This is a genomic window from Streptomyces sp. Sge12 (genome assembly GCF_002080455.1).
Taxonomy (GTDB): Bacteria; Actinomycetota; Actinomycetes; order Streptomycetales; family Streptomycetaceae; genus Streptomyces.
The window spans coordinates 5,949,050-5,965,275 of sequence record NZ_CP020555.1; the positions used below are offsets into that span (position 1 = coordinate 5,949,050).

At 73.4% G+C, this 16,226-nt stretch carries 14 protein-coding genes; 8 read left to right on the top strand and 6 right to left on the bottom strand.

All coding sequences use genetic code 11. The annotated features are described in order from the left end of the window. Both B6R96_RS26685 and dapD read left to right on the top strand, forming a co-directional pair. Positions 1-1,242, top strand: a complete 1,242-nt coding sequence (locus B6R96_RS26685; protein ID WP_081523848.1) for an MFS transporter — start codon at positions 1-3, stop codon at positions 1,240-1,242. Positions 1,243-1,251: 9 nt separating this feature from the next. Further along, positions 1,252-2,232 (top strand): 2,3,4,5-tetrahydropyridine-2,6-dicarboxylate N-succinyltransferase, encoded by a 981-nt coding sequence (gene dapD / locus B6R96_RS26690; RefSeq protein ID WP_030388897.1) that lies wholly within the window; start codon positions 1,252-1,254, stop codon positions 2,230-2,232. A gap of 116 nt (positions 2,233-2,348) precedes the next feature. Here dapD and B6R96_RS26695 read toward each other — a convergent pair whose 3' ends face one another. The 3 genes from B6R96_RS26695 to B6R96_RS26705 form a co-directional block, all read right to left on the bottom strand. Continuing rightward, on the bottom strand, positions 2,349-2,603 hold the full coding sequence (locus tag B6R96_RS26695) for a hypothetical protein (RefSeq protein ID WP_081523849.1): 255 nt from the start codon (positions 2,601-2,603) through the stop codon (positions 2,349-2,351). 144 nt (positions 2,604-2,747) lie between these two features. Next, positions 2,748-3,233 carry a GNAT family N-acetyltransferase gene (locus tag B6R96_RS26700; RefSeq protein ID WP_081523850.1) on the bottom strand — a complete coding sequence of 162 codons (486 nt, stop codon included), beginning with the start codon at positions 3,231-3,233 and terminating at the stop codon, positions 2,748-2,750. 71 nt (positions 3,234-3,304) lie between these two features. Next, positions 3,305-5,146 carry an endonuclease/exonuclease/phosphatase family protein gene (locus tag B6R96_RS26705; protein WP_081523851.1) on the bottom strand — a complete coding sequence of 614 codons (1,842 nt, stop codon included), beginning with the start codon at positions 5,144-5,146 and terminating at the stop codon, positions 3,305-3,307. Between the two features lie 389 nt (positions 5,147-5,535). On the opposite strand from B6R96_RS26705, the gene B6R96_RS26710 reads away from it, so the two are divergent. Together B6R96_RS26710 and B6R96_RS26715 are read left to right on the top strand one after the other, a co-directional pair. Further along, positions 5,536-7,101 carry a hypothetical protein gene (locus tag B6R96_RS26710; protein WP_081523852.1) on the top strand — a complete coding sequence of 522 codons (1,566 nt, stop codon included), beginning with the start codon at positions 5,536-5,538 and terminating at the stop codon, positions 7,099-7,101. A gap of 310 nt (positions 7,102-7,411) precedes the next feature. Next, positions 7,412-8,851: an alkaline phosphatase PhoX gene (locus tag B6R96_RS26715; protein WP_081523853.1), complete on the top strand. Its 1,440-nt coding sequence runs from the start codon at positions 7,412-7,414 to the stop codon at positions 8,849-8,851. Between the two features lie 58 nt (positions 8,852-8,909). On the opposite strand, the gene B6R96_RS37755 is transcribed toward B6R96_RS26715, so the two are convergent. The 3 genes from B6R96_RS37755 to B6R96_RS26725 all read right to left on the bottom strand — a co-directional run bounded on the left by B6R96_RS37755 (position 8,910) and on the right by B6R96_RS26725 (position 12,226). Beyond that, positions 8,910-9,086, bottom strand: coding sequence for a hypothetical protein (locus B6R96_RS37755; RefSeq protein WP_184791926.1), 177 nt, complete (start codon positions 9,084-9,086; stop codon positions 8,910-8,912). A 104-nt stretch (positions 9,087-9,190) separates the two neighbouring features. After that, entirely contained in the window at positions 9,191-10,465 is a 1,275-nt protein-coding gene (locus tag B6R96_RS26720) for a TerD family protein (protein ID WP_081523854.1), read from the bottom strand. A gap of 237 nt (positions 10,466-10,702) precedes the next feature. Then, a complete protein-coding gene (locus tag B6R96_RS26725; RefSeq protein ID WP_081523855.1) occupies positions 10,703-12,226 on the bottom strand; it encodes an aldehyde dehydrogenase (NADP(+)) in 1,524 nt (507 codons plus the stop codon). Between the two features lie 127 nt (positions 12,227-12,353). Between B6R96_RS26725 and B6R96_RS26730 the strand changes: the two genes are divergently transcribed. The 4 genes from B6R96_RS26730 (at position 12,354) to B6R96_RS26745 (ending at position 16,209) form a co-directional block, all read left to right on the top strand. Beyond that, a complete protein-coding gene (locus B6R96_RS26730) occupies positions 12,354-13,136 on the top strand; it encodes an IclR family transcriptional regulator (RefSeq protein ID WP_030386586.1) in 783 nt (260 codons plus the stop codon). 87 nt (positions 13,137-13,223) lie between these two features. After that, on the top strand, positions 13,224-14,213 hold the full coding sequence (locus tag B6R96_RS26735) for a hypothetical protein (RefSeq protein WP_081523856.1): 990 nt from the start codon (positions 13,224-13,226) through the stop codon (positions 14,211-14,213). Further along, positions 14,210-15,517 carry a sensor histidine kinase gene (locus tag B6R96_RS26740; protein WP_081523857.1) on the top strand — a complete coding sequence of 436 codons (1,308 nt, stop codon included), beginning with the start codon at positions 14,210-14,212 and terminating at the stop codon, positions 15,515-15,517. The genes B6R96_RS26735 and B6R96_RS26740 overlap by 4 nt, the downstream gene beginning before the upstream one ends. Beyond that, positions 15,514-16,209 (top strand): response regulator transcription factor, encoded by a 696-nt coding sequence (locus B6R96_RS26745; protein ID WP_335755549.1) that lies wholly within the window; start codon positions 15,514-15,516, stop codon positions 16,207-16,209. The genes B6R96_RS26740 and B6R96_RS26745 overlap by 4 nt, the downstream gene beginning before the upstream one ends. Positions 16,210-16,226 lie beyond the last annotated feature (17 nt).

The following is a 16,226-nucleotide window of genomic DNA, read 5'->3' on the forward strand; positions in this document are numbered from 1 at the left end:
ATGCTGCAAGGGTTCAAAGGGGTGCCGAGAGCGGTCTGGATGCTCTCGCCGGGCGTGTTCGTCAACGCCGTGTCCAGCTTCACCTTCGTCTTCGTCTTCGTGTACCTGACCGGCCCGCGCGGCCTCTCCGTCACCGAGGCCGGCCTGGTCACCGGAATCGGCGGCATCGGCCTGATCGCGGGCAACTTCACCGGCGGCGGCTACGGAGACCGCTTCGGCCACCGCCGTGTCCTGCTCATCGCCTCGGCCCTCGCCGGCGGCGCCCTCACCCTGCTGCCCCTGATGCCCACGAGCGCGCTCTACGCCGCCCTGCCGCTGGCCCAGTACGCCCTCGGGGCGATCCGCTCCGCCAACGCGGCGCTCGTCGCCGTGATCGTCCCGGAAGGGGCGCGCCGCCAGGCCTTCGCCGTCGTCCGCTGCGTCTCCAACGGCGGCTTCACCCTCGGCCCGCCGCTCGGCGCGCTGATCGCGACCGGCCTCTCCTACGACTGGCTCTTCGTCGCCGACGGCGTCGGCACCCTCTTCTTCGCGCTGTGGACCGCCCGGGTCGTTCCGGCGCGCAGCGCGGCACGCGCCCCCGCCGCGGCCCCGGACGGGGGTCTGGGCCGCGGCGCATGGGGAGAACTCAGGGCCAGGCCCGCCGTCCTCGTCCTGCTGGGCGCGATCCTGGTGGTCGACGTCGTCTACCGCCAGCAGTACTCGACCTTCCCGGTCCACCTCGCCGACCACGGCCTCGACACCGGCGCCTACGGGCTGATCCTCGCCCTCAACGGCGCCGTCATCCTCGTCCTGGAACTGCCGGCCGCCGTCGCCCTGCGGGCCCGCCCGCCGCTGCGCGTCGTCGGCGTCGGACTCCTGCTCGTCGGCGCCGGGTACGGGGCGCTGCTGCTCGGGACCGGGGTCGCGACGGCCGTCGTGATGATGGTGCTGCTGAGCCTCGGCGAGATCCTCTACAAGACCCCCGCCACGGCCTACGTCGCCGACCAGGCGCCCGCGCACGCCATCGGGCTGTACCAGAGCCTGTACGCCGGGGTGTCGGTCAGCGGCGTCGTACTCGGCCCGCCACTCGGCGGAGCGCTGTACTCCGCCGCGCCCGGCCTGCTGTGGCCGCTGTGCGTCGTGCTGGCGGCGGGGGCGGGCGCGGCGGTCCTGTGGGCCCACGCCGAGCAGCAGCGGAGGGCGGCGCGACCCGCGCGACCGGCACATGAGACCGGTTCGCAACCGAAGGCCGTCGCCGGTTAGGTTTCGGATATGACTGCTACGCGTACCACCGGCGCCGTCGCCGCCGGACTTGCCACCATCACCGCCGACGGCACCGTCCTCGACACCTGGTTCCCCGCCCCCGAGCTGGTCGCCGAGCCCGGCCCGGCCGGCACCGAGCGCCTCACGGCCGACCGGGCCGTGGAGCTGCTGGGCGCCGCCGCGGCCAAGGCGATCCGCACGGACGCGGTCCGCGGCGTCGAGGTCGTAGCCGTCCGCACGGTGATCTCCTCCCTGGAGGACAAGCCGCTGGACGCGCACGACGCGTACCTGCGCCTGCACCTGCTCAGCCACCGCCTGGTCAAGCCGCACGGCCAGAACCTCGACGGTGTCTTCGGCCTGCTCACCAACGTCGCCTGGACCTCGCTGGGCCCGGTCGCGGTCGACCAGGTCGAGACCGTCCGCCTCAACGCGCGCGCCGAGGGCCTGCACCTCCAGGTCACCTCGATCGACAAGTTCCCGCGGATGACGGACTACGTCGCCCCCAAGGGCGTCCGCATCGCCGACGCGGACCGCGTCCGCCTCGGCGCGCACCTCGCCGAGGGCACCACCGTCATGCACGAGGGCTTCGTCAACTTCAACGCCGGCACCCTCGGCACCTCCATGGTCGAGGGACGCATTTCCGCGGGCGTCGTGGTCGGCGACGGCTCCGACATCGGCGGCGGCGCCTCCACCATGGGCACCCTCTCGGGCGGCGGCAAGCAGATCATCTCGATCGGCGCGCGCACCCTGATCGGCGCCGAGGCGGGCGTGGGCATCGCCCTGGGCGACGAGTGCGTCGTCGAGGCCGGCCTCTACGTGACCGCGGGCACCCGCGTGACCCTCCCGGACGGCCAGATCGTCAAGGCCCTGGAGCTGTCCGGCGCCAACAACATCCTCTTCCGCCGGAACTCGGTCACCGGCGCCGTCGAGGCCCGCCCGTACAAGGCGGCCTGGGGCGGCCTGAACGAGGTCCTGCACAGCCACAACTGACGCCCACCGCGTCACAGAGCGCCCTCCCGAGGCCGGGGAGGGCGCTCTTCGCGTTCTCGCGTTCTCCGGGCGGGGTCTGCGGGCCTGCGGGGCCTGGCGGAGGGCCGGGCGGGGGGTCAGTTCAGGGGGATCGTGCGGACCAGGCCCGCGAAGGCCTGCTTCTCCGCCTCCGTCAGCTCCACCGACTCCATCGGGTGCCCGGCGGAGCCGCGCTGGGCCGGGATCATCGGCAGGCCCTCGGCGGCCGCGGGCTCCGGCTGCTGGAAGCGGCTGTCCCACAGCATGTGGCCGAGGCCGGTCACCCAGACGATCGCGGCCACGAGCAGGACGGCGAGGCCGATTTCCTGGGCGAGGGAGATGGAGGGGAACACGAGGATCCTCCGGAGTGCGGTCGGTACGAACCGGTAGCAAGATCGGGCGTGGAAATACTCAACACCACAACCGGGCGATTCGGTAGGGATGTGTCGAGCGTCACGCCAGGGCCGAAAGTCCCCACCTTGCCCCGGAAAGGCCCGTTACGGTGCCAGGTGCAGCTTGAAGCCCTCGTGGCTGCGGGCGAAGCCCAGCCGCTCGTAGAACCGGTGCGCGGCCGTCCGCCGCTTGCTGCTGGTCAGCTGGACCAGGCCGCAGCCGCGCTCGCGGGCCCGCTCGGCGGCTCGCCGCATCAGCTCGGCGCCGAGTCCGGCGCCCCGCCGGTCCGCGCGGATCCGTACCGCTTCCACCAGCGCCCGCTCCAGCCCGTTCTGGCCCAGGCCCGGGATGTACGTCAGCTGGAGGCAGCCGAGTACGACCCCGCCGGCGCGGGCGGGGTCGCCGTCGGGGTCGTGGGCGTCGTCCGTGAGGACCAGCATCTCGTTGCGCGGGTCCGCCGCAATCGCGGCGAAGGCACGCTCGTGCGCCTCGCCCACCACGATCGAAGCCGGGTCGAGGACCGATTCCTCGTCCGCGAGCAGGGCGAGTACGGCGGGCAGGTCCTGGCGCGTGGCCTCACGGAAGATCATGGCCGAAAGTGTGGCAGGGGGGCCCGGCGCGAACGGCGGCCGGACCCCCTGCGGCTTCGAGCCCGCGGGTGTTACGGGCGGAAGCGGATCACCTGCGGGTCGTGGTCGCTGTTCTGCGCCGCGAACTCCGCGTTGATGTGCACGCTGTCGTACGTGAACTTCTTGATCGCCGGGCTGGTCAGGATCTGGTCCAGGACCTGCGCGTTGCCCTGGTAGACGTACGAGTACCGCTCCGCCTTCGGCAGCGACTTGATCGCCGGGTACAGCGCGCCGCCGTCCGCCAGCGCGTCCGTCGTCGCCGAGAACTCGAAGTCGTTGATGTCGCCGAGGACCAGGACGTTGGCGTTCTTGTCCTCCGCCAGGATCTGCTTCACGAAGCCGTTCACGGCCTGCGCCTGCTGCAGTCGCTTGGCCTCCGAGGAGCGGACCGGCGGCTGGTGGTGCGAGGTCAGGCCCTCGTCGCCGCCCTTGGAACCGAAGTGGTTGGCGATCACGAAGACCGTCTTGCCGCGGAAGACGAACTCGCCGGCCAGCGGCTTGCGGCTGTCCGCCCACGCCGGGTTGGCGGGGTCGACACGGCCGGGGGAGTGGGTCAGGGCGGCCTTGCCGTTCACCTTGGCCACGCCGGTCGCGGTGACCGCGTCACCCGGGGCGCGCTCGGTGAAGGAGACCCGCGCCGGGTTGTAGAGGAACACCTGGCGGATGTTGCCGCCGGGCTCGCCGCCGTCCTTCTTGTCCTCCGGGTTGACGGTCCGCCACTGGTAGGCGGGGCCGCCGGCGGCCGAGATGGCCGCGGTGAACTTGGCGAGGGTCTGCTCGGCCGAGACGGTGCCGTCGTTCTTGGCGCCGTTGTCGTCCTGGATCTCCTCCAGGGCGAGGATGTCGGGGGCGGCCAGGTTCTCGACGACGGCCTTCGCCAGCGCGTCGAACTTCTCCTGCGGGTCGGTCGGGTCGAGGTTCTCCACGTTGTACGTGGCCACCGCGAGCTCCTGCTCGACCTGCGGCTTGGTCTTCTCGGGGGCGAGGGTGCCCGCCTTTACGGTGCCGAGGGTGCGGGCCACCAGCGTGTAGCCGCCGAACTGGTTGAAGTCCAGCGGGCCTTCGGTGGTGCCGGTCAGCTTGTCGCCGACGTTGGCCACCGGGAAGGGCTGCTGCGCGATGGGCGCGAGCTGCTGGATCTGGAGGCGGCCGGTGTTCTGGGACTCGTAGGAGCCGTAGATGGTGCCACCGCGCTTGGCGGTGTTCTCCCAGCCCTTCACCGTGACCCACAGCTCCGAGTACGGGTCGGTGGCGCCGACCACGCGGGAGGTGCCGATCTTGACGTTCATGCCCTCCAGCGACTCGTAGAGGTCGAGGGCGTAGCGCGAGGGCTCCAGCGCCAGACCGTTGATGCTGCCGGCGGCGGCCGGGTCGCCGGCCGGGGCGTACTCGGCGGGCACCGTGTACTCGTTGATCGCGGTGGCCTCGGGCAGCGCGTTGCCGGAGGAGACCACGGTCACGGTCGGCTTGGAGATCTGGGTGACCGACTGGTTGCCGGAGGCCAGACCGCCGGGGATGTACTCGCCGACGGTGCCGGAGACCTTGACCGCGTCGCCCGCGGCGACGGTCGGGACCGAGTTGGTGAAGACGAAGACGCCCTCGCTGGTGGCGTCGTTGTCGTCGGCGTCCGGGTCCTGGATCCAGAAGCCGCGCGAGCCGTACGTACGCACGCCCGTCACGATGCCCTCGACGTCCGTGACCTGCTTGCCGTTGAGCGGGGATATCCGGGTGGTGCCCTGAATGTCGTGGATGCGTATCGGATCGGCGGACACGGCGCCTTCGGCCGCGTCGGCGGAGCCCGCGAGCAGGCCGGTGGCCAGTGCGGTGGCGACGAGGGCCGCGACGGCGGCGGAACGGGGATGCGAGGAGCGCATGGGCAGGAACTCCGGTGTGGGAGAGGGAAAGGAGGGGGGTGCGGCAGCGGGATCTGCGGCCGACTTACCGCCCCCGATACATCTACGCGCGTCAATTTCCTGTGTGGCCAGCAAAGTTGTCAAGCCCTCCAGGGAATACGACAGCTGACTGTGGGATGAACCAAAGGGGATGACCCGCCGGGCGCGCCCGAAATGCGTCTACGCTGGAGCGCCGTACGGAGGCACATCTGTCATCTGCGCCACATCCGCCATGCCCGCACCGCCCGTCATGTCGGCCATGTCATCGAAATCCGGGCGCACCTGACGGTCCGGCCGCCGCACGGCCCGTGTCACCAACGCCACACACCGGAACCACCTGTTCCGCCGCGTCCGCGAGGAGAAACCGCCCCATGTCCGCAGACTCGCACCCCACGCTGCCGCCGGTACGGCTGCACTCCGATGCGGAGCTGGCCCGCGACGCCCTCGGCGCCCCGCTGTTCGCGCGCGCCGTACGGCTCGCCCGCTGGGCCGGACCCGGCACCCGCGTCGGGGTCGGCGGAGAGCTCGCCGCCGACCAGCTGCCCGAGGCCGCCGCGGTGCTCGGCCTGGACGCCGACGACGCGGACTCGGCCGGGTGCGCGAGCCAGGCCTGGCGCGTGGCCGTGGACACCGGACTGGTGGACGTGACCGAGCCGGAGGACGACGGCGGCGAGAGCGGCGCGGAGGGCGCGGAGGGCATGGAGGGCGTGGAGGGCGCGGAGGGCGCGGAGGGCGCGGAGGGGCGGTTCGGGACGGCCGCGCCCGGCGAGGACCTTGCGCTCGTGACGAGCGGCGCGCCCGGCGACGTGCTCGACCTCTGGCTGGCGGCCCTGGACACCGTGCTCGCCGACGCGGCCGTGCCCGACCTGGACGACCTCGTCGACGCGCTGGACGCGGGCGGCGAGATCGACTTCGACCGGCTGGACTGGAACCCGGGGCGCGAGGCGGACTTCCTCGACGGGGTCCTCGCCAACCTCTACCTGCTCACCGTCACGGAGGGCGGCGCAGCGGACGGGCCGATTCCGCTGCCGGTGCTCGCCGCGTCGATGGTCGTGCCCGATGACATGGGCGAACCGACCGACGCCGTGCTGGAGCAGGTCTCGGACGCGATGATGCGCCTCGACGACCAGTTCCGGCAGCTGGAGCCGATCGGACTCGTGCAGTTCCGGCCCGTGGACGAGGAGCTGATGGCCGAGGCCGACGGCCCCCTCGACGCGGAGACCGGCGGCGGTGCGGGCAGTACGGGCGGTGCCGGCGAGGCGGACGACGAAGACGTCTCCCGGTACGGGATGGTCCGCCTGACCCCGCTCGGCCTGTACGGGATCAGGGCCCGCATGCTGGAGGCCGGGGTGGACGCCCCCGCCGTCGGCGAACTGGCCGAGAAGGGCGCCGACGTACTGCTCGACGCCGTCTCCCTCTACTCCGAGAACGCCGCCCAGGCCGAGATCGAGCAGTGGCTGGCGGGCCGGGAACAGCCCGCCGCGGCCGCCGAACTGCTGGCCGCCGCCCGCGGGGACGACGAGGGCGGCCCGCTGCGCCGGCTCCGCTGCCAGCAGGCCCTGGCACCGGCCGGCCCGGAGGCCGAGCCCGCCGTGCGCTCGGTGCTGGACGACCCGGAGCTGGGCGGGCTCGCCCGGGTCTGGCTGGCGGAGCGCGGGGTGAGCGACGTACCGGCGCCGGACCCGGAGATGGTGTTCTGGCTGACCGTCGACACGATCGCGGCGCAGCTCGCCGCCGACGGGGAGACGGAGGAGCTGCCGCTCCTGATGGAGACCCTGACCGCCCATCACGCGGGGTTCTTCGAGCAGGTGTGGCGGGTGGAGCACCCGTCGACGGCGTACGTCCTGGAGGCGATGGGCCGGCTGCACCCGGACCGCAAGGCGGCGAAGGAGGCCCGCAAGGCCGCCTTCAAGGCCCGCTCCCGCCGCCCGGCCTAGACCGTTCCGATCCGGGGGCCGTCCTGCGGCCCCCGCAGTTGCCTTACGGCCGAACCCCGGAGCTACTGGGCCGTCCCGGTCGGCTCCTGGCTCCGGCGCAGTTCCTTCACCGCCTCTGCCGCGTCCCTGCGGACCCCGGGGGCGGGTGGCGACTATGCGCCGTTCCTGGGGCCGGAGTTGGCCATTCCGGGGAGGGGCAAGGGGTCGGTTCCTCTTGGTGGGTAGTTCAGCCGCCGTTCACGTGCGGGCGAGAGCGTGTGCGCCGACGACCGCACGACAGGCGCACCACCTCCCCACCCCTGGAGCCCCGATGCCGCTCAGCCGTAGAGACTTCACCGCTCGCACCGTCATCGCCGGCGCGGGAGTCGCGCTCACCGGAACGGTCGGAGCCCTCGCCACCGCCCCCGGTGCCCTCGCCGCCGAGGACGGCACGGACCGCGACGAGCACGGTCGGCCCTGCGAGCCCGGCTACGGCCCCCTCGTCCCCGACCCGAACGGAATCCTCGCCCTCCCCGCCGGGTTCACGTACCGCGTGATCACCCACAGCGGCGTCACCAAGCTCGACTCCGGCGAGACCACGCCGTCCAACCACGACGGGACCGCCGCCTTCGAGGGCCACCGCGGAGTCACCCTCCTCGTCAACAATCACGAGCTCAAGGGCAAGCGCGAGGGCTGGGCCCACCCGGTCCCGCTCACCGAGGGCCTGGTCTACGACCCGGCCGCGGCCGGCGGTTGCACGGTCGTCGAGGTCCGGCGCGGCGGCGAGGTCGCCGAATGGGTGGGCATCGCCGGTACGTCGACCAACTGCGCGGGCGGCGCCACCCCCTGGGACACCTGGCTGACCTGCGAGGAGAACTCGGACCTCGCCGGCAAGAACGGCATGACCAAGGACCACGGCTACGTCTTCGAGGTCGACCCGCACGACCGGCGCGCCAACCGCGACCCGCGCCCCATCAAGGCCTTCGGGCGCTATGACCACGAGGCCGTGGTCATCGACCCGCGCCAGGGCCACGCCTACCTGACCGAGGACGCCTCCGGCCCCAACGGGCTGCTCTACCGCTGGACCCCGCCCCGCGGCTTCCGCCACGGGCGCGGCAGGCTCCGTACGCTCGCGGCCGACGCCGGTGTGCTCCAGGCGGCCAAGTGCATCGACAGCTCCGGCCGGTTCGTCGACGACTTCTCGCGCGCCACGAAGATCGGCACCGTGTACGGGGTCGACTGGGTGGACGTCACCGACCGCGACGCCCGGACCGTGCCGGTGCGCAAGCAGTTCGCGGACGGGGTGGTGACGCGGGGGCGCAAGCTGGAGGGAATGTGGTGGGCGGACGGCGGCGCGTACTTCGTGTCGTCCTACGCCCGTGAGGAGAGCCCGGGCGCGGCCCACGACGGCCAGGTCTGGTTCTACGACCCCAAGCGGCGCACGGTCCGGCTCACCGTCCTCATCGGGGTCAACACCGACCCGTCGGTGGACGGCGGCTACGACGGTCCCGACAACATCACCGTGTCCCCGTACGGCGGTCTGATCATCGCGGAGGACGGGTCGGGCCTGCAGCACCTGTTCGGCGCGACGGCATCGGGCCGCACCTACCCGCTGGCGCGCAACGAGCTGAACAACGGGTCGGCCGAGGAGCCCGAATACTCCGAATTCACGGGTGTCTGCTTCTCCCCGGACGGGCGCACGCTCTACGCCAACATCCAGGACCCGGGCATCATGCTGGCCATCACCGGGCCGTGGCGGCGCGCGCACTGACGGCGGGGGCCACGGGCCACACCGGTGGGGGCGCCGGCGCCGCTCGGGCGCCCGCGCCTCACTGGGCCGGGGAAACGTCCGCGCGGGAGGCCTCGGCCCACTCGGCGAGCAGGAACTCGTACGCCTCCGAGGGCCACTCGCCGTCCACCCGAGTCTCCACAAGGTGCCGGATCGCCTCGTTCGCCTCGGCGGCGGACGGGCGGGCGGGCCCCGCGGGTGTGAAGGTCTTGTGCATGCCTCCAAGGCTACGGGCGGGCACTGACAGCCACTCACGGATTACGCGTGGCATCCATCACCCGCGTATCCGTGGGCCGCGGCCGTATGTGCCCGCCCACCTGCTCAGAGGGCCTGCGCGGCGGGCTTGACCATGCCGCGCACTGTGCGCGACTTCACAAACTCGCCCATGGCTGTCATCTCCCACTCGCCGGAGAACTGCTTGATCAGCTTGGCCATCATCACGCCGGTCTGGGGTTCGGCGCTCGTGAGGTCGAAGCGCACCAGCTCCTCGCCGCTCGCCGCGTCGATCAGCCGGCAGTAGGCCTTGGCCACCTCCGTGAACTTCTGCCCGGAGAAGGAGTTGACGGTGAAGACCAGGCCGGTGGCGTCGGCGGGGATCCGGCCGAGGTCGACGACGATCACCTCGTCGTCGCCCGCGCCCTCGCCGGTGAGGTTGTCACCGGAGTGCTTGACGGCGCCGCCGAGGATGGACAGTTTGCCGAAGTAGCAGCTGTCGATGTGGTTGCGCTGGGGGCCGTACGCGATGACGGAGGCGTCGAGGTCGATGTCCTTGCCGCGGAACGCGGGCTCCCAGCCGAGGCCCATCTTGACCTGGGAGAGCAGCGGGCGGCCGCCCTTGACCAGCGAGACGGTCTGGTTCTTCTGGAGGCTGACCCGGCCCTTGTCGAGGTTGATCTTTCCGGAGCCGGGCGCGGCGGCGGCCGGGGGTGTGGCGGGGGCCGCCGGGGCCGGGGCGGCCGGGGCGGGAGCCGCGGGGGTGGTGGGGCCCCCGAGCCAGGGGGAGGCCGGGTACGAGGCCGGCGCGGCCGGGGGCGCAGGCGGCGCGGGGGGCGCCGGGGCCACCGGAGCCGCGGGAGGGGCCACGGCCTGCGGCGGAGCGGGCTCCTCCTCCACGGAGACGCCGAAGTCGGTGGCGATGCCCGCGAGGCCGTTCGCGTACCCCTGGCCGACCGCGCGCACCTTCCACACGCCACCGCGCAGGTAGATCTCGACGACGACGAGCGCCGTCTCGGTGCCCAGCTGCGGCGGGGTGAAGGCGGCGATCACCGCTCCGCCGTCGGCGTTGCGCACGGTGGCGGTGGGCTCGATGCCCTGGAAGGTCTGCCCGGCGGCGTCGGGGCTGGCCGTGACCACGATCCGCTCGATGCCCGGGGGCAGCGCGCCGGTGTCCACGGTGATCGAGTCCGGCGACGCACCGCCGCCGGACCGGTAGCCGACGCCGGGCCCGGTGGGCTGGTTGAAGAAGATGAAGTCGGCGTCGGAGCGCACCTTGCCGTCCGCCGTGAGGAGCAGGGCCGATACGTCGAGCCGTACCGGCGCAGCCACGTCGACCGTCACGCGGACGGCATTGAGCGGCAGGTTGGATCCAGGGGTCATAGCGGTCATGCCCGGAGAACGACCGGAGGTGCTTTGCCGTTCCCTTACCCTCGCGGGATATTTCGGTAGGTTTCAGCGCTGATCGCTCGGTCGGTCACGCCGGTGGGCCCGGGGTTTCCGGTGCCCCGGCGGGCGGCGGGCACCTGCCGGGGCCGTCTGCTGGGACCCTCCGCCGGGTCAGCGGGTCATCTGCTCACCTGGTCACTGCAACGCCGGGACGCCGGGACGCCGGGCCGTTCAGCCCCCGGTGACCTGGCGCGGGAGCCCCAGCGGGTTGGCCTCGCGCAGCTCCGCCGGCAGCAGGGCGTCCGGTACGGACTGGTACGCCACCGGCCGCAGCCAGCGCTCGATCGCGGTGCCGCCCACCGAGGTGGAGTGCGAGGTGGCCGCCGGGTAGGGGCCGCCGTGGTGCTGGGCGGGGGCCACCGCGACCCCGGTCGGCCAGCCGTTGACGACGATCCGCCCGGCCAGCCCCGTGACCTGCCCGATCAGCTCGGCGGCCGGGCCCGGCGCACCCTCGGTCTCGGCGGCCGACAGCTGGAGGGTGGCGCTCAGGTTCCCGCCGAGGCGCCCGAGGACCGCACCCGCCTGGTCCTGGTCGGCGTACCGCACGACGACGGTGACCGGGCCGAAGCACTCCTCCAGGAGGAGGTCGTAGGCGCCGCCCTCCAGGAGGTTCTCGGCCCGTACGGTCAGGTAGCCCGCCCCGACCGTGTGCTCCCCGCCGGATCCGGGGGTGACGGGCGCGTCGACGCCGGGCAGTGCGGCCCGCTCGCGGACGCCGGAGACGAAGTTCTCCCGCATCCGGTGGTCGAGCAGCACCCCCGGCTCGGTCTCCCCGAGCGCCTTGGTGAGCCCGTCGGCGACCCGGTCGCCGTCCGGGCCCTCGGGGACCAGGACCAGGCCGGGCTTCACGCAGAACTGGCCGACGCCGAGGGTGACCGAGCCGGCGAGTCCGGACCCGATCTCCTCGGCGCGTTCGGCGGCGGCGGCCGGGGTGACCACGACGGGGTTGAGGGAGCCCAGTTCGCCGTGGAAGGGGATGGGCACGGGCCGGGCGGCGGCCGCGTCGAACAGGGCCCGCCCGCCCCGGATGGAACCGGTGAAGCCGGCGGCCGCCACCAGCGGATGGCGGATCAGCTCCAGGCCGGCGTCGAAACCGTGGACCACGCTCACCACTTCGGCCGGGAGCCCGGTGGCGACCGCGGCCCGGCGCAGCAGCGAGGCGCACAGCTCGGAGGTGGCGGGGTGGTCGGGGTGCGCCTTGACGACCACCGGGCAGCCGGCGGCCAGCGCGCTTGCGGTGTCGCCGCCGGGGACGGAGAAGGCGAGCGGGAAGTTGGAGGCGGCGTAGACCGCGACCACGCCGAGCGGGACCTTGTAGCGGCGCAGTTCGGGGCGCGGCGGGCTGAGGTCCGGGTCGGCGCGGTCGATGCGGATGTCGAGGTAGGCCCCGGCGTCCACGGCGTCGGCGAAGGCGCGCAGCTGGCCGGTGGTGCGGGCCAGTTCGCCGGTGAGCCGGCCCGGGCCGAGCGCGGTCTCGGCGTCGGCGGCCTCGATCACGTGGGCGGCCGCCTCGTCGAGCAGTGCGGCGGCGGCGCGCAGGAAGGCGGCGCGGGCGGTGGCGTCGGCGAGCGCGCCGCGTGCGGTGTGGGCGGCCCGTACGGCTTCGTCCACCTCCTGGGGTGTGGCCTCCACCGCAACCTGTTCGCGCTGCTTCCCGGTGCGGGGGTCCACACTCCAGACTGATGTCGTTGTCATGGCCCGCTGCCTCCTGGATCGTTCAGTATTCTGAACGCTGTTCCGGTGGATGAATGATCACATCTGCTGTGGACTCTATTTCCGCGTCCTCGGCGTGACAAGAGGCGATCAGAGGGGGAGCAGGCGTATGACGACGGCCGAGTCGGGGATTCCGGCCCAGGCGGCGCCGGTCAAATCGGCGGTGCGGACCGTTCTCCTGCTGGAGCACTTCGCGGCGCGTCCGGGGCTGCACAGCCTGGCCGACATCCAGAGCGACCTCTCGCTGCCCAAGTCCAGCCTGTACATGCTGCTGCGCACGCTGGTGAATCTGGGGTGGGTGGAGACGGACGCGACCGGCACGCGGTACGGCATCGGCGTACGGGCCCTGCTGGTCGGCAGCTCGTACATCGACGGCGACGAGGTCGTCGCGGCCGCCCGGCCCACCCTGGACCGGCTCTCGGACGACACGACGGAGACCATCCACCTGGCCCGGCTGGACGGGACGAGCGTGGTCTACCTCGCCACCCGGCAGTCCCAGCACTACCTGCGGCCCTTCACCCGGGTCGGGCGGCGGCTGCCCGTGCACTCGACGGCGCTGGGCAAGGCCCTGCTGGCGACGCACACGGACGAGGAGGTACGGGGCCTGCTGCCGCGGCGGTTGGAGGCCGTCACCGAACACACCGTCACCGACCGGGAGCAGCTGATCGAGGAGCTGGCGCTGGTGCGGGAGCAGGGGTACGCGGTGGACCGGGAGGAGAACACGCTCGGGCTGCGCTGCTTCGGGGTGGCGGTGCCGTACCGGACGCCGGCGCGGGACGCGGTGAGCTGCTCGGTGCCGGTGGCCCGGCTGACGGGGGAGCACGAGCAGCTCATCAAGGCGGCGCTGTTCGAGGCGCGGGACCGGCTGTCGGTGGTCACGCGCCGCATGTGAGGCGGGGGTGCGTCCTCCCCCGCGCGGGGGAGGCGGTTCCCCATCAAGGGGGAGGTGGCGGGGCCGCGCAGCCGCGAACGTTGAGGCATGAACACGCGAGAGGTGCAGTCGAGTGGCGTGGCGGACGCGAGGCGGCCGTCACCCTCCCGCCCGGGGGCCGGGCGGCGGATCCTGCGGGCGGTGGCCGTGGTCGCCACCGTGCCGTATGTGGGGCTCAAGGCGGCCTGGCTGGCCGGGAGCCACCTCGGAATACCCGAGGGGAGCGTACTGCGGGAGCCGGGCCCGTTCTTCGTGGCGGCCAATTCGGTCACGCTGGCCATGGACGCCTGCGTGATCCTGCTCGCGCTGGTGCTCACCAGGCCCTGGGGCATACGGGTGCCCGGCTGGCTGCTGACCGTCCCGGTGTTCGCGGCCACCGGCCTGCTGACCCCGATCGTCTTCGCGTTCCCCGGCCAACTGGTGGTACGGGCACTCGGGTTCGGGTCGGATCCCGCGGTGGAGGCGGCGCGCGAGCCGTTCCTGGACTCCTGGGTGTTCATGGTCGTCTACACCGGATTCATCGTCCAAGGACTCGCCCTGGCCGGGCTGTTCGTGCCCTATGCGCGGGAGCGCTGGGGGCGGCGGTGGCAGGGCGTGACGGGGGAGCGGCTGCCGCCGTCCACGGGGGTGGTGGCGGCAGCCGCGGCGGCCGTCGGCCTGGCGGTCGCGGCGGTGTACGGGTACTGGACCTTCGGCGGCAGCGCCGGGCTGGGCGCCGGGACGGCGGATCAGTCCGCGGACAGGGCCGTGGTGACCGCGGTCGACGCGATATGCGCGCTCGCTGCCGGGGCGGGGGCCCTGCTCCTGGCCCGTGGCGGGACGATCCCGGCACGGTGGCCGCTCGGCCTCGCCTGGATCGGCGGGGCGGCCACGCTGAGCTGGGGGGCGTGGGTGATGATCGCCGCGCTGGGTCCGCAGCTGGACGGCGGCGAAGGGCCTCCCGCCGCAACACTGTTGATCTACGCTGGCCAGATGATCACGGGATTGCTCGCCGGCGCCGTCCTCATACGCTTCCTCACCGCGCGCCGCCCGGCATGAACCGGCTGCTGGGGGCGCGGGCCAGGTGGCGCTGGGTGCACCAGATACTCGGCGGCGCCCTGCTGATGCCGTACTTCCTGCTGATGCAGGTGGTGGTCGGCGTCGTCGCGGGCGGGGTCAACGCACTCGACTCCGCCCCGCTCAGCCTCCTCGCCTATGCGCTCTGCCTGCCCCTCGTCGCCGCCACGGCGCTGTTCGGGCCGGTCCGTCCGATGTCGGTGGCAGCTGTCCGGGCCATGTGCGGGGTGCCGGGAGAGGCTTTGGCCGACGGGCCGGCGACGTCCTGGGCCGCGCGGGGGCGGGCGTCGGCCTGGTGGACCCTGCATCTGGGGACCGGCGCACTGATCAGCGGGATGACCCTCGCGGTGCCGCCCATGGCGGTCGCGCTGATCGCGGTGCCGTTCGTGGGACGGCTGCGGGACGTCCGGTTGGGATACGGCTGGTTCACCACCGACGCCACCCCCTACGCCGCTCCCCTGGCCGGGATCGGGCTGCTGGCCGGGCTGGTCCTGTGCGCAGCAGGGGCCGGGTGGCTGCTGGCCCGGACGGCGCCCGTCCTGCTCGGGCCGACGCCGGCGGACCGGCTGGCGGCGGCCGAGGAGCGGGCCTCCGACCTGGCCGTGCGCAACCGGCTGGCCCGCGAACTGCACGACGCGGTCGGGCACGCGCTGAGCGCCGTCACCCTCCAGGCGGCCGCCGCCCGGCGGATGCTGGAGCGCGATCCCGAGTTCGTACGGGAGGCGCTCGCCGCGATCGAGGACACCACCCGGCGGACGGTGGGCGAGCTGGACGCCGTACTGGGCCTGCTGCGGGACGGGGACCCGGCCCGACCGGACGCCGCGCCCGCACCCACCCTCGCCACCGACCTGGACGGGCTGCTGGCCCGCACCCGGGCCGGCGGCACCACCGTCACCGCCCACCAGGACCCCGGTCCCGTCGGGGACTGGGCCGCGCTCCCGGCGATCGCCTCCCGCGAGGCGTACCGGATCGTCCAGGAGGGCCTCAGCAACGCGCTGCGCCACGGCGCGGGCCCGGTGGACCTGCGGATCCGCGTACGGGCCGGCACCGGCACCGCTGCTGCTACCGCTACCGCTCACGACACCGGACCACGCGAACTGGAGATCACCATGACCAATCCGCCCGCCGCCCCCGACGCCGACCGGGAGCCCCGCAGCAGCGGCGGCCGCGGACTGCGGGGCGCGGCGGAACGGGCCGCGCTGCTCGGCGGCAGCGTCGAGGCGGGCCCGCGCGGGGACCGTTGGCGGCTGCGGGCCGTCCTCCCGCTCGCCGGGGGCGACCGGTGACCGGGGAGGCGAACGGGACGGCGCCGGCGGGCCGGCCGCCGCTGCGCATCGTGCTCTGCGACGACGAGCGGATGGTCCGCACCGCACTGCGGGTCATCCTGGAGGCCGAAGCCGATCTGGAGGTCGTCGGCGAGGCGGCCACCGGGGCCGAGGCCGTCGCACTGGTCCGCTCCCTCGCCCCCGACGTGGTCCTGATGGACGTCCGGATGCCCGAGATCGACGGCATCCGCGCCACCGAGCAGATCCTCGCCACCATGGCCGAGCCGCCCCGGATCGTGGTCGTCACCACCTTCGAGAACGACGCCTACGTCTACGACGCGCTGCGCGCGGGAGCCGTCGGCTTCCTCCTCAAGCGCGCCGACCCCGACGAGCTGATCGGCGCGGTCCGGCTCGTCGCCCGCGGCGACTCCCTGCTCTTCCCGGCCGCCGTCCGCTCCCTCGCCGCCACCCACACGGCCGGCGCCCCGCCCGCACACGCGCCCTGGGTGGCCCGGCTCACCGACCGCGAGGCCGACGTCCTGCGCCTGATGGCCACCGGGCTGTCCAACCACGAGATGAGCGAGCGCCTCGGGGTCGGGCCGCAGACCGTCAAGACGCATGTCGCCTCGGTCCTCACCAAGACCGGTTCCCGCGACCGCACCCAGGCGGTCATCGCGGCCTACGAGGGAGGCTTCGTCATGAAGAAAAGCTGAGAACCCCGCCACAATCG